Source organism: Lederbergia lenta NBRC 16444, assembly GCF_001591545.1.
In the GTDB taxonomy this organism is placed as follows: Bacteria; Bacillota; Bacilli; order Bacillales; family Bacillaceae_C; genus Lederbergia; species Lederbergia lenta.
On the sequence record NZ_BCVC01000001.1, the window covers coordinates 1042085 to 1067866 of the forward strand.

The window sequence follows — 25782 nt, forward strand, 5'->3', positions numbered from 1 at the left end:
AGATAGGGGTGAATGTGTTATCAACAGAGGTGAATAGAAGATGATCATACAATACAAATGTCCTAACTGCGGGGATGATATGGAATTTGATAGCGAAACAGGAACGCTATCTTGTCATAGTTGCGGAAGAAAAGAAAATATAGAAGAATTTTCAGAAGATCTAATTACAGCTACTTTTTCAGAAGATGAAGCGAATGAATATCATTGTGAAAATTGTGGCGCTATACTCATAACAGAAGCTGAAACTACAGCAACCACTTGTAGCTTTTGTGGAGCGGCGGTTGTTATTGGGGATCGACTTTCTGGAATGTTAGCGCCCGCAAAGGTTATTCCTTTTACAATTAGTAAGGATGAAGCAAAAAAAGCTTTTCAGACCTGGTGTAAGAATGGCTTGCTGACACCAAAGGGTTTTATGACAGCTGACCGAATAAAAGGGATAACCGGGATGTATGTTCCTTTTTGGTTGTATGATTTAAATAGTAAGGTTAAGGTCGATGCTCAAGGTACTAAAGTGAGGACATATACAAGAGGCGATTATATTTATACAGAAACAAAATATTTCGATGTATACCGGGATATCAATCTAGATTATGTGAAAGTACCTGTTGATGCATCGGAAAAAATGAATGATGAAATAATGGATAAATTGGAACCTTATCATTATGATCAATTAAAACCATTTAAAACGCCTTATTTAGCGGGTTATATTGCGGAAAAGTATAATTATACAGATGCGGATCTATTGCCCCGAGCAAAAACAAAAATACAGAACTTCATAGAAACCTATATTAGTTCTACGATTTCAGGTTATTCCTCTGTAAGTTACAAGCACAAACAAATAAATACAAAGAAAAAAAATGCTTCGTATGTGCTTCTCCCAGTGTGGATGGTGTATTATGATTTTGATAAAACGGAACATACATTTGCGATGAATGGGCAAACAGGTAAAGTAATTGGGAAACCACCAATTAGTTATTCGAAAGTTGCTTTGTGGTTTAGCGGTATTGCTGGTACTTCGTTTATTACATTAAAATTAATCTCATTGATTATGGGTGGTGGTTTTTGGTGAGAAATAAATTATATTTAAGTATGATGTTCTCTCTTCTAGTCATCCTTCTATTGATTCCATCGGTAGTCAATCCGGTCCTAGCCGCTAATGAGCCGAAGCAGCATATTTATGATTATGCGAATCTTTTAGATCAAGATGAAATTGAGAATCTAGAAGCTTTGGCTCATAAGTATGGGAAAAAAAGAGAAACAGACTTTATTATATTAACTACCAATGATACAGAAGGTAAAGATATTATTCCATATATGCAAGACTTTTATGATGACAATGCACTTGGGTATGATAAACCTCATGGAAATACTGCCATCTTAACGATTGATATGGACACGAGAGATGTATATTTGGCAGGATTTTATAAGGCGAAAGAATACTTGGATAATGATAGACTCTATCTTATCCGTGAAAAGATCACTCCGAATCTATCTAAAGGAAACTATGAGCAAGCGTTTCAAACTTTTATTAAAACATCCTATAAATATATGGGAATTAGACCAGGGGTAGATCCAGATAATCTATTATTTAATATTTGGTTTCAACTCATTGCTTCCCTTGCACTCGCTGGATTGATTGTCAGTGTGATGGTTTATAACTCAGGTGGAAAGCGGACGATTAGTGAAAAGACTTATCGTGATTCAAATAGTTCGAAGGTGCTTCAAAGAAGAGATACTTATATAAGAACATCCACTTCAAAACGTAAAAAGCCATCAAATAATAGCAGTAGCGGTGGCGGACGGAGCAGTGGTGGCGGTGGAGTTACAAGGGGTGGACACTCCCATAGTGGTAGTAGAGGCAAATTTTAATCAATAGTTACAGAAAGTGACAAGAAATACAGATGGATGTATCCAGAAAGGAAATGATGAATGATGGCATTTTTTAAAAGTCAATTTGCTAATGTAGTGGAATGGGAAGAATTTAGGGATGATATGATTTTTTGGAAGTGGAGCAATGAGGAGATAAAAAAAGGAAGTAGACTTATTATCCGTCCTGGCCAAGATGCGATATTTCTAAATAATGGTAAGGTCGAAGGTATTTTTGAGGATGAGGGGGATTATAATATTGAATCGCAAATCATCCCTTTTTTATCAACGCTAAAAGGTTTTAAATTTGGTTTTAATAGCGGCATGAGAGTGGAAGTATTATTTGTGAATACGAAAGAGTTCACAGTTAAATGGGGCACGAAAAATGCAATTAATATTCCAACTGCGCAACTTCCTGGTGGCATGCCTATTCGTGCTAATGGTACTTTTAATTTTAAAGTCAATGATTATATTGCTCTTATAGATAAAGTGGCAGGGATAAAAAATAGTTATCTAGTTGAGGATATTAAGATTCGGATTACTTCCATTCTTGACCAGCTATTAATGAAATGGATTACTAGAGAAGGGAAAGATATGTTTAATCTGCAAGCCAATGCTTTCGATATTGCAAAAGGCATTAGAGAGGATCTTGATATGCAGATTATCGATAGTGGGATGACAGTCACAGGCTTTAATATAATGAGCTTCAACTATCCAAAAGAAATTCAAGATATGATCACGAAGACCGCTTCCCATGGAATGATTGGCGATGTAAACAGGTATCAACAGGTTTCCATGACAGATGGAATTGCCTCGGGGAAAGTGAAAGGCGGTGGGGCTGCATCAGACATGGCCGGAATGATGATGGGAATGAATGTAGCCAATCAAATGATGAAAAATATGAATCAGAATCATGATAACCCGGTCCAAGCAAATTCGAACAATGGAGAACAGAAAAATTCTGCAGGTAATCAAAAGCCTAATTTCTGTCCTAATTGCGGAGAAAAAACTGGCGGCGGTAACTTTTGTGGGAATTGCGGACAAAAACTAGTTTCATAGTATTCAATTCATAGGATATAACGAATGGAATGTCTCCTTTGGCTAAGCATTGGCAAAAAGGAGACGTTTTTTGTATAATTAAAATTTCTGCCAAACCAATTAATCTCGCTAAATGAGGTTTAAATGTGAGAGATGTTTTTAAAGATTGGAATAGTATTTTATATAGCCGACTATAATGTAGGTATATTCACAAATACTAATATACATAAACAATAGCTAGGCTTTATTAAAGATATTTATAATCATATAGCTATACTACATATTATTGCGAAATAATGTTAGACTTAAATAATATCTTTATGAGTTGAAGGAAGTGTTCATGTGGTAAGACGCAATGATCCGTGTCCATGCGGGAGCGGAAAGAAGTATAAAAAATGTTGTCAATCAAAAAAGGAAACATCTATAGAAGAAGTGAAAAAGGAAGAACTTGAAAGAATATTACAAACTTTTTACGATGAGTATCCCGAAAGAAGAGATGTAAGTAATTATTTGCAATTAGTTAGAGAGTGGAGTGAACCATTAAAGCAGCATTTAATGGAAGAAATGATTGAAACGATTGTGATGGATGAATTCTTTTTCCATCACAAACCGGAAATTTGGAAGAACTATTTAGAAAAACAACAGAAGAAGATCATCCGTCCGTCTGTAGAAAAAGTTTTAAAAACATGGACAAATCCACGTGTTTTCATTGGTGAAGTCATCGCGGTTGATGAGGCTTATATGTCTGTGAAAAATATTTTGGAAGATGAAACCATTTGCTTGAGACGGGAAAGTCATAAACCTATTCCAGTAGGTGTGCATGTATATTGCTTCATTTTACCTGATGGAACTTCTAAGGAAAATCACTATTTGGCAGTTTCAAGCTTAATTTTCTTCCCGACTGACCATCATGCTGTGTTTACGGAATTCGCAAAGCAATTTGAAGCTGAAAATGAACAATCAGCTTCAGCGTTTTTAAAAGAAAATGGAATCTTATTTTGGCAACTACTTGTTGAAGATGGATATGGTGGAGGAGAATTTACCGACTTTGAAGCGGGAGTGCTGATCGAAGCAATGGATTTTTTAGAGAGGAATAATCGGGATCCAAAAAAATTACTAGAAATAGTAGAAGATTATTTAGTAGAACAGCAGCCAAATGCTCGAAAAGAAGTAGCAATAGCAGCTGGAGCTATCCGATTTGGTCAAGAGAATTCCTTTTTTGAACCTCTTTCACTAACTATAAAAGAAATTGCTGAGTGGTTCGGAGTATCCACTTCATCTCTAAATAAATATTGTAATGAGTTAAGTACATATTATAATAATAAAAAGTAAATATCTTTTTAGTACAGAAAAATCACTATAGCATATTTGCTATAGTGATTTTTTTATACTAAGTGAGGCTATAGTTAAAATAGCTTTTTGCGGTTCAATCCGCTTCAGATTATTTCCTTTTTAAAAGGTCGCTTTGCGAAATCACCTAATATAATCAACTTTATAGGGGCAAAATTTTTCATTCGAGATTTTTAACTTGATTCCTTTTCAATTGATAGGTAAAGTGAAGTTATAATAAGAAAGGTGTTCGAATGGAATTGGGCAAATGATGAGCAAAGGACCTCAGGAATAAATCTGTTTTTAATACATAGGACAACGTTGAATGCAGGTGACATTTTATAGATTGGTAAATAAAGCTTGAAATCAAGACTTTAATTTTGACTTCTTATCAATTGATTTGTAAAGTGAATAAAAGAGAGAAAGAGATGAAACAAAATCTTACAATATAATTGAGGAGGTTATATATGAATCATTTTTATAGCGATATCATTCAGTTCAAAGGAAATCATTATGATTTTGGCTATATGCAAGGTGAATTGTTAAAGGAGTCTCCTATTCTGTCCAATCGTGAAAAGCAATTGACCTCAATGAGAAAACGTCATTTCAATATCAATGAAAAAGAAGCGATTCATCTATTCTCCAAATTTATTCCTAGTATGTTGGATGAGCTACATGGGTTAGCGGATGCGCTAAACTGGACAATGGAGGATGCCTTAAGAGACTTTGGAGGTTATTATGTTGAGTATGAGAAAAGTGGATGCTCTATTTTAACAGGTTCTGAATTTTTAATTAGAAATTATGATAGTCATCCTGGTTACTATGAAGGAAGGTATACGATCTATAACCCAACAGATACGGGCTATGCTGTTATAGGTCCTTCCATGCAAATTACTGGACGTACAGATGGAATGAATGAAAAAGGACTTGCAATGGGCTATAATTTTATTAACCGTGTTGGCTCAGAAAATGGATTTGTATGTAATATGATTGGCCGTATTATTTTAGAAACTTGTGCTAATGTAGATGAAGCTATCTCTTTATTAAAGGAAATTCCCCACCGAACGTCATTTAGTTATGTATTGTTAGATCCGAATGGTGAAACATTTGTTGTAGAAGCTTCACCAAGAAAGGTAGAAGCTAGAAAATCGAATATTAGTACGAATCATTTTGAAGTGTTAACAGAAGAAAATCGCTATCGTATGGATGACTCATTAAGGAGAGAGAAGGAATTAGAAGGAAAGCAAAGTGATGATCTAGATGCATATGAGGCATATCAAATATTGAACGATAAAGAAAAAGATATATTTTCTAACAAATATGATGCTTCGGCCGGAACAATACACACATCTGCTTACATTCCGAGAGAAAGGAAGGCTTTGTTTGCAATTGGTGGCAATCGAATGCCAGTTATCTTTGATTTTAATCGCTATTTAGAAGGTGAAAAAATAAATATTAAGCAAGTCAAAGGCACGCTTAATTATCATACACCATTTGTTAACATGGATTACGACTAATAGTCTGTACTTGTTATTGTACAATAAGTGATTAATGCACAATAATTTGTATGAATAAATTGACGCTATTAGATATTTTTTTATACTAATGTTAGTTATGGCTAACTAACATTAGTAAGATTGAAATATAATTGGAGGAAATGAGATGCTAAATACTTCAGATAAAATACTTCAGGCAGCATTAACATTAATGCAAGATAAAGGCTATCAATCGGTTTCAATAAAGGAAATAGCACATCATGCTGAAGTGAGTGAAATGACGGTGTTTCGATACTTTAAAACTAAAATGGGTGTTTTTGAATCAGCTGTAGAAAAATTTTCTTATATTCCATGCTTTGAAAAAATTTTTGCAGAGCAAATTATTTGGGACTTGGAAACGGACTTGACATTAATAGCAAAGTCTTACTTTGATTTGATGAATAAAAATAAATCCATTTTTTTAATTGCTATTCAAGAAAGAAGCGATTTTCCAGAGTTAAATCAAGTAATCGCCAAGAATACGATGAAGCTTAAAAGTTTAATCATCTCTTATTTTACTTCTATGCAAGAGAGAAACCAAATGAAGGAAGTGAACGTAGAAGCACAGGCCATTATTTTTTTAACAACTTTATATGGCTATTTTTCATCCACCTCTTTATGGAAAGACCATTTCCTGCATGAGTGGGAGGAATCTTTTTTACTCAATACGATCGATTTGTTTTGTGAAGCATTAAAAAAATAAGTTTAGTTGATAGGAGCTTAAAATAGATGATATCTGAAAAACAGTCATTTAACCGAAACCTTATTATCGGAATCTTGTTATCGGCGTCTTTTGTTACCATTTTGAATCAAACGTTAATCATTATAGCCATTCCTCCTATAATGAGTGATTTTCAAATTAATCCAAGTCAGGCCCAGTGGCTGACAACGGCGTTTATGTTAACGAACGGAATATTAATACCGGTCACAGCATTTTTTATAGAAAGGTTTTCAAGCAAACATCTTTTAGTTGCTGCGTTAAGTATTTTTTCACTCGGAACGTTGGTAGGCGCAATCGCACCTAGTTTTTCTATGTTGCTTTTAGCGAGAATTGTTCAAGCTGTTGGGGCTGGGATCATGATGCCCTTAATGCAGACGGTTATGCTAACCCTTTTTCCACCTGAGAAAAGAGGATCTGCAATGGGACTGGTTGGCCTTGTCACGGGTTTTGCCCCTGCAATAGGTCCAACATTAGCAGGCTGGCTCATTATCCATTTCTCATGGAGATCTCTATTTTACACTGTGCTACCCGTTTCTTTGATCGTTCTACTGTTAGCAATATTCCTCATGAAAAATGTAACCGAACAAAAGCAAATAAAAATAGACCTTATATCTATTGTTTTTTCCACCTTTGGATGGGGAGGTTTACTTTACGGATTTAGTATCGCTGGTACAGCAGGATGGACGAGCGCGCAAGTTATTGGGACAATTAGCGTTGGGGCGGTAGCATTATTCATCTTTATCCTAAGACAGTTGAAGCTAAAGCAGCCGATGTTGGAATTCCGTGTCTTTAACTCACCAATGTTTGCGGTCACAACAATATTGTCTGTCTTAGTATTTGCGACCATGGTAGGAACACAAACACTATTACCCATTTACGCACAGGATATAGCAAGCTTTACCGCTCTTGAATCGGGCTTAATGTTGCTTCCAGGGGCACTAATCATGGGCTTTATGTCTCCGGTAACTGGGAGGGTATTTGATAGGTTTGGTGGGAAGTGGCTTTCTGTAAGTGGTTTTTCCATAATTACGGTGTCGTTGATTTTGTATGCAAACTTGTCACTCGATACATCTATCGTATGGATTGCGACAATATTTTTCATAATGATGATTGGTATCTCGATGATGATGATGCCGTTAATGACAGCTGGCATTAATGCCTTGCCGCGCCATCTTATTCCTCATGGTACTGCAATGAGCAATACAATCCGGATGGTTGGCGGATCAATTGGAACTGCAATCCTAGTTTCTGTTATGAGTAATGCATCCTTAAACACATCACTTCAACAACCTAAACAAGCAGCAATGGTTGGGATTCAAGATGCATTTATGATTGCATCTATAGTAGGGATTTTAGGTATTTTATTGTCGTTCCGTGTAAAAAAGCAAGAAACGATAAATAGAGAAAAAGGGAAAATACTAAATGAATAAGAGTGGTCTGTTAGTTGATATTGTTTTAATAAGCAGTATTACTTACTGTAGATAATTTACTATCAATCGAAGTTTTTGGATATAGCAATGTCTAATTCCAAAAACTTTTTATTATAAGATGCCATAAGAAGGCTGTCGCAAAGTTTAACTACATTTATATTACAATTATGGAGAATTTTCTTAGTTTATTGAGGGTACTGAAAACCAGTACCGAACGCATTAGCCACCTTAAAAAAAGGTTTATACATTTTAGAAACTAGGAATGAATTCCTCCTTTTTGCTCCTATCATTTAATCGTATAATGAAGTACTAGTCCGCATACCTAAGAAAACATTCTTTTTTTCCTTATGAAGGAATATGATATGATAAAAGCTAATCTAAACTTAGGGTGAGTGTATGGAAATCGTTTTAATCTTAGTAATGATTGGGTTTATTACTTTAGGTTCCTATATGTTGCGTGAAGCATTCTCCAATCGAATAATAGCAGAAAAATTATCTTTCGATGGATTTCCTAAAAGTCTTGGAGAATTCACATTTTTATTCATATCAGATATCCATCGACGCACAATTAATGAAGAGATAATTCATGGAGTAAAGGATAAAGCAGAAATCGTTATAATTGGTGGAGACTTAACTGAAAAAGGGGTACCATTTGCACGTGTGAAAAATAACTTGATCCAACTGAAGCAAATCGGGCCTGTTTATTTCGTGTGGGGAAATAACGATTATAAGGTTAACACGGACCGGCTTCTTTCACTTTTACGAGAATGTGGAATAATTATTCTTAATAATGAAACTTTATCAATACGAAAAAAAGATAAAGAGTTCGTGATTATAGGGATAGATGATCTTATGAATAGTAGGGAACCGATAGAGAATATTCTGGATGGCAGGAAAAAAGATGATTTCCGCATGTTAATTAGCCATAATCCAGATATTATTCATGTTCTCGAAAAGGAACATAATATTTCACTTGTTTTAAGTGGACATACACATGGAGGTCAAATTCGGATTTTTGGCTTTGGTCCATACAGTCATGGGGGAATCAGAAATATAAATGGCACGACATTATTTATTAGTAACGGTTATGGAACAAGGCATCTCCCCCTTAGACTTGGGGCAAAATCCGAAACACATCTTATTACAATCGGATATGGCGATACGAAGAATATATGATCAAACTCAATTCATGAACCATCCTCTTTGCGCTTCATAATATATAGATAAGAGCAGCATTCAGGGGGCGTTTTCATGAAGCTTGAGCGAATTTCACCGAATCAGATTAGATACTCCATTACATTTGAAGAGTTGAAAGTGAGAGGGTTTATTCAAGAAGATATAATGAAAGAATCGTTTATTTGGGATGAACTGTTTGATGAAATGCTTGTTGAAGCAAGCAAGATTTTTGAGCTGGAGGAATGCGAAGCAGTAGCAATTGAAATTTTTTCGCTTACATCGAAAGAACTTGTTTTAATTTTGACTTTGGATGATGAGGAACAAATAGTACCTAGAATAGAGAAAGTGTTGGAGGAAGACATTACTGAAAAAGAGAATTTCGTTTTTAGTTTTCATGATATCGAGCATTGTATCTCCTTAGCTAAAGCTATTAATCAGCTACAGCCTGAACTATTAGAGAGCTCATTATATGCAATGGAAGATATTTATTACTTAGTAATCAAAATCGAAACGATAAAGTATATAGGGATTGAAACTTTATGCCAAGAATTCGGCTGTAGCTCGTTGCTTTCATCTATTGTCTTAAATGAATATGGAAAGTTAATTAGTCAAAAACAAGCCATTGCAACACTCTGTAAGTATTTTTAATTCAATTTAATTGCACTACATTTTAAAATCTCCTATCATGTATAGATAGGAGATTTTTTACACTATTATCCGAATCACTTTTCAATGAAAATAAATGTAGCCTTGAAATATCAAGTTCGTACTAGCAAAGATAGCCTGTACAGTACTTGGGTGAAAGCTTGTGATCGGTAAGACAGGAGAGTACAGCTTTGCAAATTGAAGATTGCATTATCGTCGGTGGAGGGCCGTGTGGTCTTGCAGCAGCCATTGCATTAAAAGAAATTGGGAAAAATCCACTTATCATTGAAAAAGGGAATATTGTAAATGCTATTTACAATTATCCAACCCATCAGACTTTCTTTAGTTCAAGTGAAAAGCTTTCGATAGGTGATGTCCCTTTCATTACTGTGGAGAGGAAACCATTCAGAAATCAAGCTTTAACTTATTATCGTGAAGTAGCGAGAAGTCAGGAATTACGAATTAACCGCTTTGAAACGGTAGAAAATATTCAACAACGAGAAAATGGCATTTTTGAGATAAAAACAAATAAAGGTCATTATCAATCAAAATATGTTATTATCGCAACCGGTTATTATGATCAACCGAATTATATGGGGATTTCTGGAGAGGAACTTGACAAGGTTTATCACTACTTTAAAGAAGGTCATCCTTATTTTGATACAGAAGTTGCAGTGATCGGCGGGAAAAACTCTGCGGTCGATGCTGCTTTAGAACTGCATAAAGCTGGAGCGCATGTAACATGTTTATATCGAGGAAGTGATTATTCACCAAGTGTTAAACCATGGATTATTCCTGAATTTATTGCGCTTGTAAAGAGCGGCGAAATAAAAATGGAATTTAATACTTGTGTGACTGAAATTACCAATAAAACGATCAAATATGAGGTTGATAATGTAGTAAAAGAAATCCCTAATGATTTTGTGTTCGCGATGACAGGTTATCATCCGGATCACTCATTTTTGCGAGATATTGGCGTAGAAATTGAAACTGAAACTGGCAAACCAATTTTTGATTCAAATACGATGGAAACAAATGTATCTCATCTATATATCGCAGGTGTGATAGCGGCGGGAAATGACGCAAATGAAATATTTATTGAAAACGGACGCTTTCATGGCGGCCAAATTGCACAGGCTATCCAGATGAAAGAAACATAAAAAAAGTCCTAATTGAATGCTAGGGTTACAGATTGAAGACAAAAGGTAGTTGGAATGAATTGTTCCAACTGCCTTTTAAAGTTTTCTTTGATTTTTTTTCATATACACGACTAAAAGCAAAAGAGAGAATATTTAAGAAAATACGAATATTTTTTTAAGAATTCTATGATTTACAGATCTATCAGGTAGAAGGTTTTTAAACTACACACTTCTAAAATAATCTTATTTTCATTATAAAAAGGAATGCGTAATTAGAAAAGTGGAATTTCATATTTTATTGGTGAATCGTCCGCTTGCCTCGCAGTAAGCTTCGAAAAACCTACTTTCTAAAAAGAATTTGATTCTGTGCTCCTAGTTAATTGGCTATATTTTTGTTTATGTTTACTTGGTTTTGTTATCAAAAAAGCGATAAAGTTGATTAGGGTTATTTGTTTGTGTAAGTGTAACAAGTAATTTTAGCCTTGCTTTTTGACCATTTAACCCATTGGAAAAGATGACTCCGAGATCTTTCAGTTCCTTTCCCCCACCGGAATAACTATAAATATCTTGGGCAATACCATTAAAGCATCTTGAAACAAGAACAATTGGTATATTTGATTGCAATAAATTTTTTATTCCTTGCAGTGTTGCTGGAGGAAGGTTACCTTGGCCAAGCGCTTCTATTACCACACCGTCATAATTTAAATCTTGTATCGCTTGGAAGAGTTCAGAATCCATACCTGCGAATGCTTTTATTAATGCAACACGTTTACTTACCTCTGTCAGATCATAATTTTCCCGATAGGTTGGTTGGTAATGAAAAATAACTTTTCCTTTAGTGACAATTCCAATTGGACCAAATTGTGGGCTTTGAAAAGTAGCGACATTGCTGGAATGTGTTTTTGTTACATTCATTGCCGTGTGGATTTCATCGTTTAGAACAACGAGTACTCCTTTGTTTTTGGCGTCATCCGAAGATGCGACACGAACAGAAGAGATAAAATTATACAACCCGTCGGATCCAATTTCATTGCTCGACCGCATAGCTCCAGTCATAACGATAGGGATATTTAAGTTAACAGTAAGGTCAAGAAAATAAGCGGTTTCTTCCAATGTATCTGTCCCATGTGTGATAACAATACCGTCCACTTGCTGATCTTTCGTTTCTTTCTCGATTAATCTTTTTAAAATATTCATTTCATTAGGTGTAATATGGGGAGAGGGCATATTAAACGGCTGTTTTATTATAAAATCTGCAAGTCCATCTATTTTACTTGTTAATCCAATTAGTGGATTATTTTCACTAGGAGCTACTGCACCTGTTTGTTCATCCTCTAGCATTGCGATTGTTCCACCTGTATGAATGATAAGAATGCGCTTCATTTGTCAACACCTTGCTTTCATAATTACTTGCTTTTAAAAAGTGCATGTTCAATTACTCTCTTCCATGATACGATGAAGGAAACAGAAAGAAAAGAGGGCTGTTTATGCTGTTTATTTTATCAGCTGGTATTGCCCCAGGACTTGCTTTGCTCAGTTACTTTTATTTAAAAGATCAATACGATCAAGAGCCAGTCTTGATGGTATTTAAAGTCTTTTTATTTGGAGTATTCATCACTTTTCCGATTATGTTCATCCAATATGTAATAGATGCAGAAGGCCTGATAACAAATAATATTCTTCATTCCTATGTATCCGCCTCATTATTAGAAGAGTTTTTTAAATGGTTCATGTTATTTTTTGCTGTATATCAACACGCAGATTTTGATGAGCCATATGATGGAATTGTGTATGGAGTAAGTATCTCCTTAGGATTTGCTACTGTCGAGAATATACTCTTTTTAGTCGCAAATGGGGTTGGTTTTGCATTTGGTAGGGCATTGTTTCCTGTATCAAGTCATGCCTTGTTTGGGGTGTTAATGGGTTATTATCTTGGTAAAGCTAAATTTAATATTGGTGGTAAAAAACATCGTTGGATCTTGATATCTTTTTTTGTCCCATTTTTATTACATGGTTTATATGATTATATCCTTTTAACACAAGAAAAATGGCTTTATTACTTACTTCCATTTATGTTCTTTCTTTGGTGGTTCGGAATAAGGAAAGTTAAGCACGCCCATATACTAACAAAAAAACATTATATGCAGAAATTTAACGAAAAAAGTACACCATTCTGAATGATAGAGTGGTGTATTTTTTTCGTTAAATTGTACATATGATCGAATATTTATTTTAACTCGCAAGTGGCTAAGTGTATCGGCGTTTTCATATTCCGTGTGCGTAGTATGTTCGTCGCAAAACTACAATTTTCATTTTTCTACTAATTTTTTAAGTAAGTGAATAAAAAAACTTGTTAATTCAGACACTATCTTCATGAAATCTTATGTTGGAGGGTTTGATAAAATGAAGTCTGGCAGAATGATTAAACTAATCTCTGTTCTAATGATATGTGCCATAATGCTATCAGCACATCCCATACAGGAAGCCAAGGCGTTTACAAATCAGGTTATTCAAAAAGGCGCTGTTGGAGATGATGTGATTGAGCTCCAGTCACGGCTTCAATATCTTGGTTTTTATACTGGGAAAATTGATGGTGTATTCGGGTGGGGGACGTACTGGGCGTTAAGAAACTTCCAAAACGACTTTGGGCTTCCTGTTGATGGTTTAGCAGGAGGAAAAACAAAGGAAAAATTAACGAAAGCTTCCAATTATGACAAGACGTTTGTACAAGAACAATTAAACAAAGGGAATTCATTTAGTCATTATGGTGGTACAGATTTATCAAAACAATCGGGTCAAGCAAGTTCGAACAATCAGACAGTGCAATCCCAAAATAAAGGAATGAACTCACCTGCAGGTTTCTCGCAAAATGATATTCAATTAATGGCGAACGCCGTATATGGAGAAGCAAGAGGAGAGCCATATGAAGGCCAAGTAGCAGTCGCAGCTGTAATATTAAACAGAGTGAATAGCTCATCCTTTCCTAATACTGTTTCAGGAGTGATATTTGAACCAAGGGCATTTACAGCAGTTGCCGATGGTCAAATTTGGCTAACACCTAACGAGAGAGCAAAAGAAGCGGTATTAGATGCTATTAATGGTTGGGATCCGTCCACAAGCGCCTTGTATTATTTTAATCCAGATACAGCAACAAGTGCATGGATATGGACAAGGCCCCAAATTAAAAAAATTGGCAAACATATTTTTTGTAAATAACGGAGGTGAACAATAATGTTTAGGAATATTTTAATTGTCGTTTTGGCTATTGGTGTCGCAGGAACAGCATTCTGGGGATACCAAGAACATCAAGAAAAAAATGCGATATTAATTAATGCGGAAAATACTTATCAGCGTGCATTTCATAATTTAACATATCAAATGGACCATCTTCATGATCAAATAGGTTCCACGTTAGCGATGAATTCTAAGAAATCTTTATCACCAACCTTGGCAGATGTTTGGAGAATCACATCAGAAGCACGAGGTGAAGTAGGTCAACTACCCCTCACGTTGATTCCATTTAATAAAACGGAAGAATTTCTAGCAAATATCGGAGACTTTAGTTATAAAACTTCAGTCCGTGATCTTGATAAAGAGCCACTATCTGATGAAGAATATGCAACACTGAAAAAAATGTACGGTCAAAGCAATGAAATACGAAATGAATTACGAAATGTGCAACACCTCGTCTTAAAAAATAATTTGCGTTGGATGGATGTGGAGATGGCTTTAGCTGCTGGAAAAGAAAGTGCGGATAATACAATAATTGACGGATTTAAAACCGTCGAAAAGCAAGTGAAAGGATATGACGAGGAAAATTTACAAGACCCAACTATCGTTTCATTTAAACAAAAAGATGAAAATTATGATCATTTAAAAGGAAAAGCAATTACAAAGGAAGAAGCAGTAAAGCTTGCTAAAAAACAAGCTGGAATATCTACTATTAAAGATGCTGTAGTTGCTGAAAATGGGAAGGGCGCCAAGTATGGATTTTATAGTGTAAATCTTGATGATGGGAAGGGAAACACTACTAGTGTAGATATCACTAAAAAAGGTGGCTATCCTATCTGGTTCATTAATCATCGAGAAGTAAGTGATCAAAAAATCAGTTTAAATGATGCGGTAGCAAAGGCAGAGAAGTTTTTGAAGGATAATGACTATCAAAAGCTAAAGCTATCAGAAAGTATGCAATATGATTCAATTGGATTGCTAACATTTACATCAGTTCAGGACGATGTAACTATCTACCCAGAATCAATTAAATTAAAAGTAGCATTAGATAATGGACAAATTGTTGGTTTTGCAGCTGATGACTATTTAAAGGGTACTAAGGAACGTAAAATACCTGAACCAGGTATCTCACTGTCAGATGCGAGTGAGTATATAAACTCAAATGTTAAAATAATGGAAAATCGTTTAGCGATCATCATCAATGATCTAGGTGATGAAGTTTTATGCTATGAATTCATAGGGACAATGGACCATGATACGTATCGAATATATATTAATGCAGAAAGTGGCCAGGAAGAAAAAATCGAAAAGTTACAAAATGCTGAGAGAGTATATGAGGATGTCGTATAGAGAACATAAGATGCGGGTTGGCCATAAAGCTAATCCGCGTCTTCATTTGTATAGAAAGAGTGGCAGAATGGATGATAAAATGCGATAATAGAATAGGAAAATGTAACTATTCTATAGGATGTGGCGAAAATGATAAAGGTTGGTATGGAAGTCATTCTTGAAATACATTCAGAAACTGAAATAGAGAAGTATAAATCTAAAATTGCTGATTTTACAAATGAAAAAGTCTTTATCCAATACCCAGTAAGCTTGATCACGAAAAAAACTTCATTTTTAGCAAATGGGATGACTATTTCTGTAAACTTTGTTGATGAGCAATCAGATGCTTATTCGTTTGAATCTTATGTTACAGGACGAGTAAAAGATCCAATACCGATGATAGCGCTTCATTTACCGGAAGAGAAAAAGATACAAAGAATACAACGTAGGGAATTTGTCAGAATAGAAACTTCTGTAGATATCGCTTGTGATTTTCCGATAAGTGAGTCCAAATTTACGACTATTTCAGATGATTTCAGTGCTGGGGGGTGTGCAATCGTTATCCCGAAACATATACATCTGCAAAATGGTGAGGTAGGAATGACGACTGTCGTTTTACCGATGCAAAATAAAGAATATCATTATCTAGAATTAGAGTGCAGGGTTACACGGATACATGAAAAAGAAAATATTACGTTAGCTTCATTACAGTTTTTAAACAGCGATAAGTATGAACAACAATTAATCCGCTTTAGTTTCGAAAAACAACTGGAACGACGAAAAAAAGAAATAGAGATTTAACACTGAGCTAAATAGAACCTACATAAATGACAGATTTTATTGGTGTTATAGCCGTTTAAAGAAATAATTTATTTATAGTCGAGTTAATATCATCAATGCTTAATCGGACCACAATCCGAACATTTCCCTTAAGCACATTTAATAACTCACCAATAGAAGGCTTTAGCTTTATTGATTGGAGCAGAAATCAACTTTGGTCCCATTTCCATATGCGTTTGTTTGCCATGAAATGATCCGATGACAGAATAATTTGATATTATGTTTATACATATAAATAAGCAAGAAGCACGTGTTTTTCGTCAACCGGGCTTCTTTTTCCTTAATTTTAATGCCACGAGTGTGTTAATATTGAATAAGAAATAAAAATTGTAATTAATGAACTAGCAGGTGATGAAGATGAGCAAAAAGAAAATTAGTATTGCTATTGATGGTCCGGCAGCAGCAGGTAAAAGTACGGTTGCCAAATTAACAGCTGAGAAACTGTCCTACGTTTATGTTGACACAGGAGCTATGTATCGGGCATTAACATATAAAGCGATAACTGAGCAAGTTGATATTCATAATGAAGAACAGTTAAAAAAGTTGTTACCTGAAACAAAAATTGAATTAAAACCGTCTGAAAATGGCCAATTGGTTATTTTAGATGGTAATGATGTAACGGCTGCGATTCGAGAGGCGGTTGTAACGAATAAAGTATCTATTGTAGCCGCATCCCGAGCTGTACGTGAAGAAATGGTGTCAAGGCAACAACAGTTGGGACAAAATGGCGGCGTAGTAATGGATGGAAGAGATATTGGAACGAGTGTGCTCCCGAAAGCAGAATTAAAAATATTTATGTTAGCGAGTGTTGAAATAAGGGCACAGCGGCGTCATCAAGAAAATATATCTAGAGGATTTTCGTCTGATATGAGCCAATTAATGAAGGAAATCGAACTCCGTGATAAATCTGATATGGAACGAGAAGTTTCACCATTAGTAAAAGCGGCAGACGCAATTGAAATTGATACTTCCAATCTTTCGATTGATGAGGTGGCTCATGAAATAATGAAGTTGGCACAAGAAAGGATCGAAGCCCAATGAGTTTTTATATTTTTGCTAGGGCAGTAGTGAGAACAATATTAAAACCACTATATCGAATTGAAGTAATTGGAGCAGAACATTTTCCGAAAAACGGTGGTGTCCTGCTTTGTTCGAATCACATTGATAATCTTGATCCACCTGTAGTCGGTTTTACTTGTCCAAGGCCTGTATACTTCATGGCAAAGGCAGAATTGTTTAAAAATCCGATGTCAAAGAAATTGATGGAAAGTATTCAAGCGTTTCCTGTCAAAAGGGGTATGAGTGATAGAGAGGCATTAAGAAAAGGATTAAAATTATTAAAATCCGGTGAGGTTGTCGGACTCTTTCCTGAAGGGACTCGTAGTAAGGATGGCGAAGTAGGAAAAGGGCTTGCAGGAGCGGGGTTTTTCGCTTTAAGATCTGACGCTCATGTTGTTCCTTGTGCGATAATTGGTCCGTATAAACCATTCAGGAAATTAAAAGTTGTATATGGTCCGCCTATTGATCTCGATGAAATGCGCAGTAATAAAGTGTCTGCAGAGCAAGCAACTGAAGTAATCATGGCAGAGATTAAAAACATTCTTGAAGCTAATCGATCATAAAGGTAAATACTTGACAAAAACCAAGCTTTGTAAGAAGTTAGTAACAAGATAATTATTTCGAATTATGTGAGGATTTTAGCAATCAACGTGTTAAATGATATAAACGCGTAATTCTAGCATTTTTAAGTCGATAGGAGGAGTACATATGTCTGAGGAAATGGATAATTTAGAAGTAGGGAATTTTTCTGAAGGTGATAAAGTAAAAGGAACTGTCACGAAAATTGAAGAAAAACAGGTCCTTGTAAATGTGGAAGGCAGTAAAGTCGATGGAATTATTCCCATTAGTGAACTTTCAAGTCTACACGTGGAAAAAGCATCAGATGTCGTTCAAGAAGATGAAGTACTTGACTTAGTCGTAACAAAAGTGGAAGAAGAATTACTAGTGTTATCTAAACGTAAAGTGGATGCAGAAAGTGCATGGGAAGCACTTGAGGAGCGATTTAATAATAATTTAGTGTTTGATGCGGAAGTAAATGAAGTTGTAAAAGGTGGACTCGTAGTAGATTTAGGTGTAAGAGGGTTCGTACCAGCATCTATGGTAGAAGACCACTACGTAGAAGACTTCTCAGATTATCAAGGGAAAATGCTTTCCTTTAAAATTGTCGAGTTAGATCGTGATAAGAATCGCTTGATTTTATCGCATCGTATTGTTTTAGAAGAAGAGAAAGAGCAAGAGAAAAAATCCTTATTAGAAAAAATTGAGCCAGGTGAAACATTAAATGGCACAGTACAACGCTTAACTGACTTTGGTGCATTTGTTGATATAGGCGGAGTTGATGGCTTGGTTCATATATCACAATTGTCTCATGAACATATTGAAAAGACATCTGACGTTGTGAAAGAAGGGGACCAAGTTCAGGTAAAAGTATTATCAATAGATCGTGATAATGAAAGAATCTCACTATCTATAAAAGAAACGCTTCCTGGGCCTTGGACAAATATTGAAGAAAAAGCACCAAAAGGCGCTGTTCTTGAAGGAAAAGTTAAACGTCTTGTATCATTTGGTGCATTTGTAGAAGTTTTTCCAGGTGTGGAAGGTTTGGTGCATATTTCACAAATCTCTCATAAGCACATAGGAACCCCCCATGAAGTATTACAGGAAGGCGAGCAAGTAAAAGTACAAGTTCTTGATGCTAATGAACATGACCAACGTCTTTCCCTAAGTATGAAAGAGCTGGAAGAGGCTGAATATCAGCAAAAGGATTATGAAGTGCCTGAAGAATCTAAAGGTTTTCAGTTAAGTGATATGATTGGCGATAAATTAAAAAACTTTAAAAAGTAAGCTGGAAGCTGTCCTTTCGTTGTTTATTCTCTCTATTATTCTTGAGGGGTATAAACAAACGAAAAGACAGCTTTTTTATATTTATTGATTAAATCTCTACCTATATTCCGATAATGGTATAGGTGGAGGGGATAATAGTGGATGGAATATTAACTTTATTTTTTTTATGGGGTATATGGATTATTGCCACATTTATAATAGATAAACAGGAAGTTTTACGCCGCCCTATAGCGTTAATAGTGTTATTAATAATTATTGTGTTTCCGTATGCCATACCTGTTTTTTCTATTACCATCAGCGGTGCAGTTTTACTCTTACTATTCATTAATTATTATATTGCATCTAAGTTACCAATTTTGAAAAGAATATACATGATATTAGCGGTTATTGCTTTAATGGTCGGATATTCAGGATTCCAATTATTTGAGTTGTACGATCCTATTTGGATTTTTTTTGATCGAAAAATCATATTATCATTTATTTTTCTTAGTTTATCTTACTTTATTTACCCTTCATCTCTAAAATGGAGATTTGTTTTTATTTGTTTAGGCACAATACATGGTGAAATATTATTTGCTGTAATACTCTCGCGCTGGAGTATGCCTTATTTAATTGGATCGGCAGCATTTTTTGACATTATATGTTTAACTTTTATTTGTTTACTATCTATACACAGCGTAGTAAAGTTAGTGGATTTAGCTACGCTAAATAATAAAAGGAAAATACAACAATGAGTATTGTTGCATCTAGTTGATGGGAGTATGTCTATCAATGAAGTGGAAGTTTCACTTTATAAAAAACTATGATAACATGAAGTGAAAATGAAGTTTGAAGCGGATGAAAATGAAAGTATTTCAAAAGCTAGTAATGAATAATTTGATTAAAGTGAGTGATGGCATTGGCTAAACCAACAGTGGCGATTGTAGGTCGCCCTAACGTAGGAAAATCAACAATTTTCAATAGAATTGTAGGAGAGAGAATTTCAATCGTAGAGGATACCCCAGGTGTAACAAGGGATCGAATTTATAGTCCTGGTGATTGGCTGTCGTATGAATTTAATTTAATTGACACGGGCGGCATTGAAATTGGAGATGCTCCCTTTTTGGAAGAGATCCGTCAACAAGCAGAAATTGCAATTGCGGAAGCGGATGTTATTATATTTATTGCAAATAGCAGAGAAGGTGTAACTTCTGCAGATGAAGAAGTGGCAAAAATCCTTTACCGTTCTAAAAAGCCTGTTGTGTTAGCGGTAAATAAGGTAGATAATCCTGAAATGCGCGCAGAGATATATGACTTTTATGCTTTAGGTTTTGGAGAACCATTTCCTATTTCCGGTTCACATGGTTTAGGATTGGGAGATTTATTAGACGAAGTTGTTAAGAATTTTCCGCAGATTGATGAAGATGATTTTGATGAAGATGTTATTAAGTTTAGTTTTATCGGCAGGCCTAATGTTGGTAAATCTTCGCTTGTAAATGCGTTGCTAAATGAAGATCGTGTAATAGTAAGTGATCTCGCTGGAACGACAAGAGATGCAATTGACTCTTCTTATCAATATGAAGATCAAGATTTCGTGATTATTGATACGGCAGGGATTCGTAAAAAAGGAAAAGTATATGAAAGTACGGAGAAATACAGTGTACTACGAGCGTTAAAAGCGATCGAACGTTCTGACGTTGTCCTCGTAGTCATCAACGGTGAAGAAGGAATTCTAGAACAAGATAAAAAGATCGCAGGCTATGCACATGAGGCAGGAAGAGCGGTTATTATTGTCGTAAATAAATGGGATGCAGTTGAAAAAGATGAGAAAACAATGCTGAAATTCGAGGAACAAATTAGAGAGCATTTTTTATTCCTAGATTACGCACCAATAGTGTTTGTTTCGGCAAAAACAAAGAAACGCTTAACGAACTTATTGCCTGCCATTAAAACAGCAAGTGAAAATCATTCGCAACGTGTGCAATCTAGTGTACTTAACGAAGTGATCGTGGATGCTGTTGCTATGAACCCAGCTCCTTCAGATAAAGGGCGTAGGCTTAAAGTATATTATGCTACACAAGTCGCCATCAAGCCGCCAACATTCGTCGTTTTTGTGAATGAACCGGAAATAATGCACTTTTCCTACGAAAGATTCCTACGAAACAGAATTAGAGATGCTTTTGGTTTCGAAGGAACACCAATTAGAATTATTACAAGACAACGGAGCTAGATGATAAGAAAAGAGGAAGGTGCTTGTTTAGGGGCGAGCAGGTGAGAGGATTGATTTTAATCTTTGCGGAGTGTGACTATGATCTCTATCCCCTAGCACCTGAGGCTAGCAAATACAAGGACGTGGCGGTTTTAGTCTACGTTCCTTTCAACGTGGAAGAAGCGCGAGATGTCGAAGGCACTTGAACATAATTAGGTAAGAAATAGTAGGGTATATTTTTATGAATTGGGTAGGTGAGCCATATGCAGAATGAAAAAGAGAAAATTGCTGTTATTGGTGCTGGTAGTTGGGGGACAGCATTGGCACTTGTCTTAGCAGATAATGAGCATCAAGTTCATTTATGGTCTAGAAATAGTGAGCATGCTCATGAAATCAATAGTAAACATATGAATGAAAAATATTTGCCAGGTATTTGTCTCCCTAATAATATACATGCTTCTACATCTCTTGAGGAAGTATTGAAAAATATTGAAACAGTTATAATAGCTGTACCTACGAAGGCAATCAGGGATATGATGAAGCAAATTGTCGCTTTACAAGAAAATGCTTTAACCTTTGTTCACGTTAGTAAAGGTATTGAACCTGATTCATTATTAAGGATATCAGAAATGATTGAACAAGAAGTCCCAGAGAAATTATTAACAGATGTTGTCGTTCTATCTGGTCCAAGTCATGCGGAGGAAGTAGGTCTACGCCACCCAACAACGGTTACAGTTTCGTCAAAAAATATGGATCATGCTAGAAAAGTGCAGGATTTATTTATGAATCAGAATTTTCGTGTGTATACGAACCCAGATATGATAGGTGTTGAAATTGGTGGAGCATTAAAAAATATTATTGCGCTTGCAGCCGGTATTTCCGACGGTTTAGGCTATGGTGACAATGCCAAAGCTGCTCTAATTACGCGCGGTTTGGCCGAAATTTCGCGATTAGGAACAAAGATGGGAGCTAACCCATTAACGTTTTCTGGTTTGGCAGGAATTGGAGATTTAATTGTTACATGTACGAGCGTTCATTCACGGAACTGGAAAGCCGGAAATTTACTTGGTAAAGGGCATAAGCTTGAAGAGGTCCTAAGTAATATGGGGATGGTAGTAGAAGGTGTGAGGACTACGAAGGCTGCCTACCAGCTTGCTGAAAAATATCAATCTAAAATGCCTATTACAGAGGCACTTTATGGCATGTTATTTAATGGTGTCGATTCAAAAGAAGCTGTCGATAGGTTAATGGGCCGTTTGAAAACACATGAGATGGAAGATCTAGTTGATATATTAAGTGAGCAATTAGAACAACAATAGATTGCTGGGCTAAAGGTAATGCCAAATTTAATTACTAGCATATAATGCGGTGAAGTTCATTGCTTAAACGGTTGGTATGGGTATTGATTGTCGTGTAAGAAGCAAGGGATTCTTTCCTTTGCTTCTTCGTTTTTTTGCAACATGATTGTATAAAAGGACATCAATTCGTAAGTTTTTAACTGCTTTTATTTTTTTTGCCATGATATAATTGCTTTTGGGAAAATACAGTATGAGTACGTATACATAAAATAAGCTATGGAGGAAAGAAAATGTCATTATCTATGCAAAAAATGTGGATATCCATTATTGGTATGATTCTATTGGCACTGGCAATGTTCACGATATACATAAGCCGATATAAATTAAATAGAGGTATATTAAAAGTTGTAACTACACTAACAGCGTGGATTTTTATGATTTTGGGTGGTTTGCTCATGCTTTTTGTCGTTTTGACGGGTCCTACAAGTTAAATATAGATAACGGATCACGTGAGTAGATACATGAAGAGTTGAAAGGATGACGCGATCGATGAAGGCCATTTTTAAGCTATCGATGTTTATTATGGTATCCATATTATTAACGGGATGTCTATATCCGCAAGAAAAGAAAAAGGAAAACCAAATCCCATATGAAGATCAAATTCAAAGCGTACAGCTAGCAGTAGATACATTTCAAGAATCTAGTGGTGGTTTGTTACCAATTAAAAATAAAGATATGGATACACCGATGTATTTAAAGTATCCTATTGATTTTCTTAAGCTTACACCTCAGTATTTATCTAGCTCACCGGGAAATGCTTATGAAAGCGGTGGAATATATCAATATGTATTAATTGATGTAGAAACAAAACCAACCGTAAAAGTCATTGATTTGAGGATTGCTGAGAAAATACGAGAGATAAAGACAAGAATGAAAGTACAAGGATATCCTCCATATAAAGAGACAATAGCAAAAAATATTTATTCGATCGATTATTCAAAAATCGGTTACAAAACAGAACCATATGTAGTATCGCCTTATACGAATAATAATCTTCCTTTGGTGATCACAAGTACTGGTGAAATATATGTGGATTATAGCAGCGATTTATTTATTAGTTTACAAGAAAATGACCATAATTTTTCACCAGGAGACGATATTAGACAAATCTTATCTAATCATTCACCAATCGTACCTGCATATTCATTACCTTATACAATAGACGAAAACAATGAACCGGTTTATATGGAATAATAAGCATAATCCTTCTTCTACACAATATAATGTGGAAGAAGGATTTTTTGTTTTTATTATTTTAATAGTCATAACAGAATCGGACAACATCATAAACATATAGTGTCCAATCGTTTTGAAGATGAACGATCTTTAAAACGCAATGATGGGAGGGAACCTCTTGGAAAAGGTAGATATATTTAAAGATATTGCAGAAAGAACTGGCGGAGATATTTATTTAGGGGTAGTAGGCGCTGTACGAACTGGTAAGTCTACATTCATAAAAAAATTCATGGAACTAGTTGTTTTACCGAATATTAAAAATGAGTCAGATCGCGCAAGAGCCCAAGATGAATTACCACAAAGTGCTGCAGGAAGAACGATTATGACGACAGAACCCAAATTTGTTCCTAATAATGCTATTTCTGTTCAAGTGGAACAGGGATTAGATGTAAATGTAAGGCTTGTAGATTGTGTTGGTTATACTGTGCCAGGGGCTAAAGGGTATGAAGATGAGAATGGCCCTAGAATGATCACCACTCCATGGTATGAAGAACCTATTTCTTTCCATGAAGCAGCCGAAATAGGAACAAGGAAAGTCATTCAAGAGCATTCCGTGCTAGGTGTTGTCGTAACCACAGATGGGACTATTGGAGAGATACCTCGTAATGATTATGTAGAAGCAGAAGAGCGCGTCATAGAGGAGTTAAAAGAGGTAGGCAAGCCATTTATTATGGTCATTAACTCTGCACGTCCGCACAGCCCAGAGACAGAGGACTTGCGAAAGCAACTAGGAGAGAAGTATGATATTCCAGTGTTGGCAATGTCTGTAGAAGGTATGCGAGAGGCAGATGTGCTCAATGTGCTCAGAGAGGCATTATATGAGTTCCCAGTATTAGAAGTGAATGTCAATTTACCTAGTTGGGTCATGGTATTAAATGATAATCACTGGCTCAGGTCTAGCTATCAAGATGCCGTGAAGGAAACGGTGAAAGATATCAAGCGACTACGTGATGTAGATCGAGTAGTACAACAATTTTATGATTTTGATTTTATTGAAAATGCAGGGCTTGCAGGTGTGGACATGGGGCAAGGGGTTGCAGAGATTGATTTAAATGCCCCTGATGATTTATATGATCAAGTTCTCAAAGAAATTGTAGGTGTGGAAGTCCGAGGTAAGGACCATTTACTAGAATTAATGCAAGATTTCGCTGATGCGAAACGTGAATATGATCAAATTTCCGATGCGCTAGCGATGGTCAGACAAACCGGTTATGGTATTGCAGCTCCATCATTAGCGGACATGAGCTTAGATGAGCCGGAAATCATTCGTCAAGGCTCCAGATTCGGTGTAAGGCTAAAAGCGGTTGCCCCGTCCATTCATATGATTAAAGTGGACGTCGAATCTGAATTTGCTCCAATTATTGGAACAGAAAAGCAAAGTGAAGAACTCGTGCGCTATCTGATGCAAGACTTTGAGGATGATCCACTATCTATTTGGAATTCAGATATATTTGGTCGAAGCTTAAGTTCACTTGTTAGGGAAGGTATCCAAGCAAAAATAGCTATGATGCCTGAGAACGCTAGATATAAATTGAAAGAGACACTCGAAAGAATCATTAACGAAGGATCGGGCGGATTAATTGCCATTATTTTATAGAAAAAGGTGCCGAATATCCCATATTCGGCACCTTTTCTATTAAATACAGCTTTTATTCTTGCTAACGCAAATTTAATATGATAATCTTTTAACAGAATTGCTATTGAGACCTTGAATCATCAGTAATTCAATTGATTTCTTTTACATCTATGTTTAGAAATCCATTAAATTGTTCACAAATGTAATAGTAGTTACAGAACAAGAACTCTCTTATTCGGGA

The 25782-nt window shown here is 35.6% G+C and carries 24 protein-coding genes; 23 read left to right on the forward strand and 1 reads right to left on the reverse strand.

Going from position 1 to position 25782, the window contains the following annotated elements; translation table 11 throughout:
* Positions 1–40: 40 nt before the first annotated feature.
* The 10 genes from BLE01S_RS04795 to BLE01S_RS04840 all read left to right on the forward strand — a co-directional run bounded on the left by BLE01S_RS04795 (position 41) and on the right by BLE01S_RS04840 (position 10900).
* Complete coding sequence (locus tag BLE01S_RS04795; RefSeq protein WP_066137732.1) at positions 41–1069, forward strand: TFIIB-type zinc ribbon-containing protein; 1029 nt, start codon at positions 41–43, stop codon at positions 1067–1069.
* Positions 1066–1869 (forward strand): TPM domain-containing protein, encoded by an 804-nt coding sequence (locus BLE01S_RS04800; protein ID WP_326255645.1) that lies wholly within the window; start codon positions 1066–1068, stop codon positions 1867–1869. The genes BLE01S_RS04795 and BLE01S_RS04800 overlap by 4 nt, the downstream gene beginning before the upstream one ends.
* A gap of 63 nt (positions 1870–1932) precedes the next feature.
* On the forward strand, positions 1933–2925 hold the full coding sequence (locus BLE01S_RS04805) for an SPFH domain-containing protein (protein WP_066140906.1): 993 nt from the start codon (positions 1933–1935) through the stop codon (positions 2923–2925).
* Positions 2926–3246: 321 nt separating this feature from the next.
* Complete coding sequence (locus BLE01S_RS04810) at positions 3247–4236, forward strand: SEC-C domain-containing protein (protein WP_066137736.1); 990 nt, start codon at positions 3247–3249, stop codon at positions 4234–4236.
* Positions 4237–4700: 464 nt separating this feature from the next.
* The gene (locus BLE01S_RS04815; RefSeq protein WP_066137737.1) at positions 4701–5750 is read left to right on the forward strand and encodes a C45 family autoproteolytic acyltransferase/hydrolase; all 1050 of its coding nucleotides are present in this window, start codon (positions 4701–4703) and stop codon (positions 5748–5750) included.
* A 145-nt stretch (positions 5751–5895) separates the two neighbouring features.
* A complete protein-coding gene (locus tag BLE01S_RS04820) occupies positions 5896–6471 on the forward strand; it encodes a TetR/AcrR family transcriptional regulator (protein WP_066137739.1) in 576 nt (191 codons plus the stop codon).
* Positions 6472–6497: 26 nt separating this feature from the next.
* Positions 6498–7919 (forward strand): MDR family MFS transporter, encoded by a 1422-nt coding sequence (locus BLE01S_RS04825; protein WP_066137741.1) that lies wholly within the window; start codon positions 6498–6500, stop codon positions 7917–7919.
* 396 nt (positions 7920–8315) lie between these two features.
* Positions 8316–9095 carry a metallophosphoesterase gene (locus BLE01S_RS04830; RefSeq protein WP_066137743.1) on the forward strand — a complete coding sequence of 260 codons (780 nt, stop codon included), beginning with the start codon at positions 8316–8318 and terminating at the stop codon, positions 9093–9095.
* A gap of 75 nt (positions 9096–9170) precedes the next feature.
* Positions 9171–9743, forward strand: a complete 573-nt coding sequence (locus BLE01S_RS04835) for an adaptor protein MecA (RefSeq protein WP_066137745.1) — start codon at positions 9171–9173, stop codon at positions 9741–9743.
* 188 nt (positions 9744–9931) lie between these two features.
* Positions 9932–10900, forward strand: a complete 969-nt coding sequence (locus BLE01S_RS04840) for a YpdA family putative bacillithiol disulfide reductase (protein WP_066137746.1) — start codon at positions 9932–9934, stop codon at positions 10898–10900.
* Between the two features lie 381 nt (positions 10901–11281).
* Here the strand turns inward: BLE01S_RS04840 and BLE01S_RS04845 are convergent, their stop codons facing one another.
* Positions 11282–12262, reverse strand: coding sequence for an asparaginase (locus tag BLE01S_RS04845; RefSeq protein ID WP_066137748.1), 981 nt, complete (start codon positions 12260–12262; stop codon positions 11282–11284).
* 104 nt (positions 12263–12366) lie between these two features.
* On the opposite strand from BLE01S_RS04845, the gene prsW reads away from it, so the two are divergent.
* The 13 genes from prsW to spoIVA all read left to right on the forward strand — a co-directional run bounded on the left by prsW (position 12367) and on the right by spoIVA (position 25562).
* The gene (gene prsW, locus BLE01S_RS04850) at positions 12367–13056 is read left to right on the forward strand and encodes a glutamic-type intramembrane protease PrsW (RefSeq protein WP_066137752.1); all 690 of its coding nucleotides are present in this window, start codon (positions 12367–12369) and stop codon (positions 13054–13056) included.
* 265 nt (positions 13057–13321) lie between these two features.
* On the forward strand, positions 13322–14095 hold the full coding sequence (gene sleB, locus BLE01S_RS04855) for a spore cortex-lytic enzyme (protein ID WP_411825158.1): 774 nt from the start codon (positions 13322–13324) through the stop codon (positions 14093–14095).
* A 15-nt stretch (positions 14096–14110) separates the two neighbouring features.
* A complete protein-coding gene (gene ypeB / locus BLE01S_RS04860) occupies positions 14111–15460 on the forward strand; it encodes a germination protein YpeB (RefSeq protein ID WP_066137756.1) in 1350 nt (449 codons plus the stop codon).
* 129 nt (positions 15461–15589) lie between these two features.
* Complete coding sequence (locus BLE01S_RS04865; RefSeq protein WP_066137758.1) at positions 15590–16240, forward strand: flagellar brake protein; 651 nt, start codon at positions 15590–15592, stop codon at positions 16238–16240.
* A gap of 396 nt (positions 16241–16636) precedes the next feature.
* A complete protein-coding gene (gene cmk / locus BLE01S_RS04870) occupies positions 16637–17320 on the forward strand; it encodes a (d)CMP kinase (RefSeq protein WP_066137760.1) in 684 nt (227 codons plus the stop codon).
* Positions 17317–17901 carry a lysophospholipid acyltransferase family protein gene (locus BLE01S_RS04875; RefSeq protein WP_066137766.1) on the forward strand — a complete coding sequence of 195 codons (585 nt, stop codon included), beginning with the start codon at positions 17317–17319 and terminating at the stop codon, positions 17899–17901. Before cmk ends, BLE01S_RS04875 begins: the two co-directional genes overlap by 4 nt.
* Positions 17902–18046: 145 nt before the next feature.
* On the forward strand, positions 18047–19183 hold the full coding sequence (rpsA, locus tag BLE01S_RS04880; protein ID WP_066137768.1) for a 30S ribosomal protein S1: 1137 nt from the start codon (positions 18047–18049) through the stop codon (positions 19181–19183).
* A gap of 137 nt (positions 19184–19320) precedes the next feature.
* Positions 19321–19917 (forward strand): YphA family membrane protein, encoded by a 597-nt coding sequence (locus BLE01S_RS04885; RefSeq protein ID WP_066137772.1) that lies wholly within the window; start codon positions 19321–19323, stop codon positions 19915–19917.
* A 164-nt stretch (positions 19918–20081) separates the two neighbouring features.
* The gene (der, locus tag BLE01S_RS04890; RefSeq protein ID WP_066140909.1) at positions 20082–21392 is read left to right on the forward strand and encodes a ribosome biogenesis GTPase Der; all 1311 of its coding nucleotides are present in this window, start codon (positions 20082–20084) and stop codon (positions 21390–21392) included.
* 242 nt (positions 21393–21634) lie between these two features.
* Positions 21635–22690, forward strand: coding sequence for an NAD(P)H-dependent glycerol-3-phosphate dehydrogenase (locus BLE01S_RS04895; RefSeq protein WP_066137774.1), 1056 nt, complete (start codon positions 21635–21637; stop codon positions 22688–22690).
* 269 nt (positions 22691–22959) lie between these two features.
* Positions 22960–23160 carry a DUF2768 domain-containing protein gene (locus tag BLE01S_RS04900; RefSeq protein ID WP_066137776.1) on the forward strand — a complete coding sequence of 67 codons (201 nt, stop codon included), beginning with the start codon at positions 22960–22962 and terminating at the stop codon, positions 23158–23160.
* 58 nt (positions 23161–23218) lie between these two features.
* Entirely contained in the window at positions 23219–23923 is a 705-nt protein-coding gene (locus tag BLE01S_RS04905; protein ID WP_066137779.1) for a YphF family lipoprotein, read from the forward strand.
* 160 nt (positions 23924–24083) lie between these two features.
* Entirely contained in the window at positions 24084–25562 is a 1479-nt protein-coding gene (gene spoIVA / locus BLE01S_RS04910) for a stage IV sporulation protein A (RefSeq protein ID WP_066137782.1), read from the forward strand.
* The last annotated feature ends 220 nt before the right edge of the window (positions 25563–25782 follow it).

Coding starts and splice junctions, on each gene's coding strand:
- BLE01S_RS04795 (WP_066137732.1), top strand. CDS start 41: ATGATCATACAATACAAATGTCCTAACTGCGGGGATGATATGGAATTT.
- BLE01S_RS04805 (WP_066140906.1), top strand. CDS start 1,933: ATGGCATTTTTTAAAAGTCAATTTGCTAATGTAGTGGAATGGGAAGAA.
- BLE01S_RS04815 (WP_066137737.1), top strand. CDS start 4,701: ATGAATCATTTTTATAGCGATATCATTCAGTTCAAAGGAAATCATTAT.
- BLE01S_RS04820 (WP_066137739.1), top strand. CDS start 5,896: ATGCTAAATACTTCAGATAAAATACTTCAGGCAGCATTAACATTAATG.
- BLE01S_RS04825 (WP_066137741.1), top strand. CDS start 6,498: ATGATATCTGAAAAACAGTCATTTAACCGAAACCTTATTATCGGAATC.
- BLE01S_RS04830 (WP_066137743.1), top strand. CDS start 8,316: ATGGAAATCGTTTTAATCTTAGTAATGATTGGGTTTATTACTTTAGGT.
- BLE01S_RS04835 (WP_066137745.1), top strand. CDS start 9,171: ATGAAGCTTGAGCGAATTTCACCGAATCAGATTAGATACTCCATTACA.
- BLE01S_RS04845 (WP_066137748.1), bottom strand. CDS start 12,262: ATGAAGCGCATTCTTATCATTCATACAGGTGGAACAATCGCAATGCTA.
- prsW (WP_066137752.1), top strand. CDS start 12,367: ATGCTGTTTATTTTATCAGCTGGTATTGCCCCAGGACTTGCTTTGCTC.
- sleB (WP_411825158.1), top strand. CDS start 13,322: ATGATATGTGCCATAATGCTATCAGCACATCCCATACAGGAAGCCAAG.
- ypeB (WP_066137756.1), top strand. CDS start 14,111: ATGTTTAGGAATATTTTAATTGTCGTTTTGGCTATTGGTGTCGCAGGA.
- BLE01S_RS04865 (WP_066137758.1), top strand. CDS start 15,590: ATGATAAAGGTTGGTATGGAAGTCATTCTTGAAATACATTCAGAAACT.
- cmk (WP_066137760.1), top strand. CDS start 16,637: ATGAGCAAAAAGAAAATTAGTATTGCTATTGATGGTCCGGCAGCAGCA.
- BLE01S_RS04875 (WP_066137766.1), top strand. CDS start 17,317: ATGAGTTTTTATATTTTTGCTAGGGCAGTAGTGAGAACAATATTAAAA.
- rpsA (WP_066137768.1), top strand. CDS start 18,047: ATGTCTGAGGAAATGGATAATTTAGAAGTAGGGAATTTTTCTGAAGGT.
- BLE01S_RS04895 (WP_066137774.1), top strand. CDS start 21,635: ATGCAGAATGAAAAAGAGAAAATTGCTGTTATTGGTGCTGGTAGTTGG.
- BLE01S_RS04900 (WP_066137776.1), top strand. CDS start 22,960: ATGTCATTATCTATGCAAAAAATGTGGATATCCATTATTGGTATGATT.
- BLE01S_RS04905 (WP_066137779.1), top strand. CDS start 23,219: ATGAAGGCCATTTTTAAGCTATCGATGTTTATTATGGTATCCATATTA.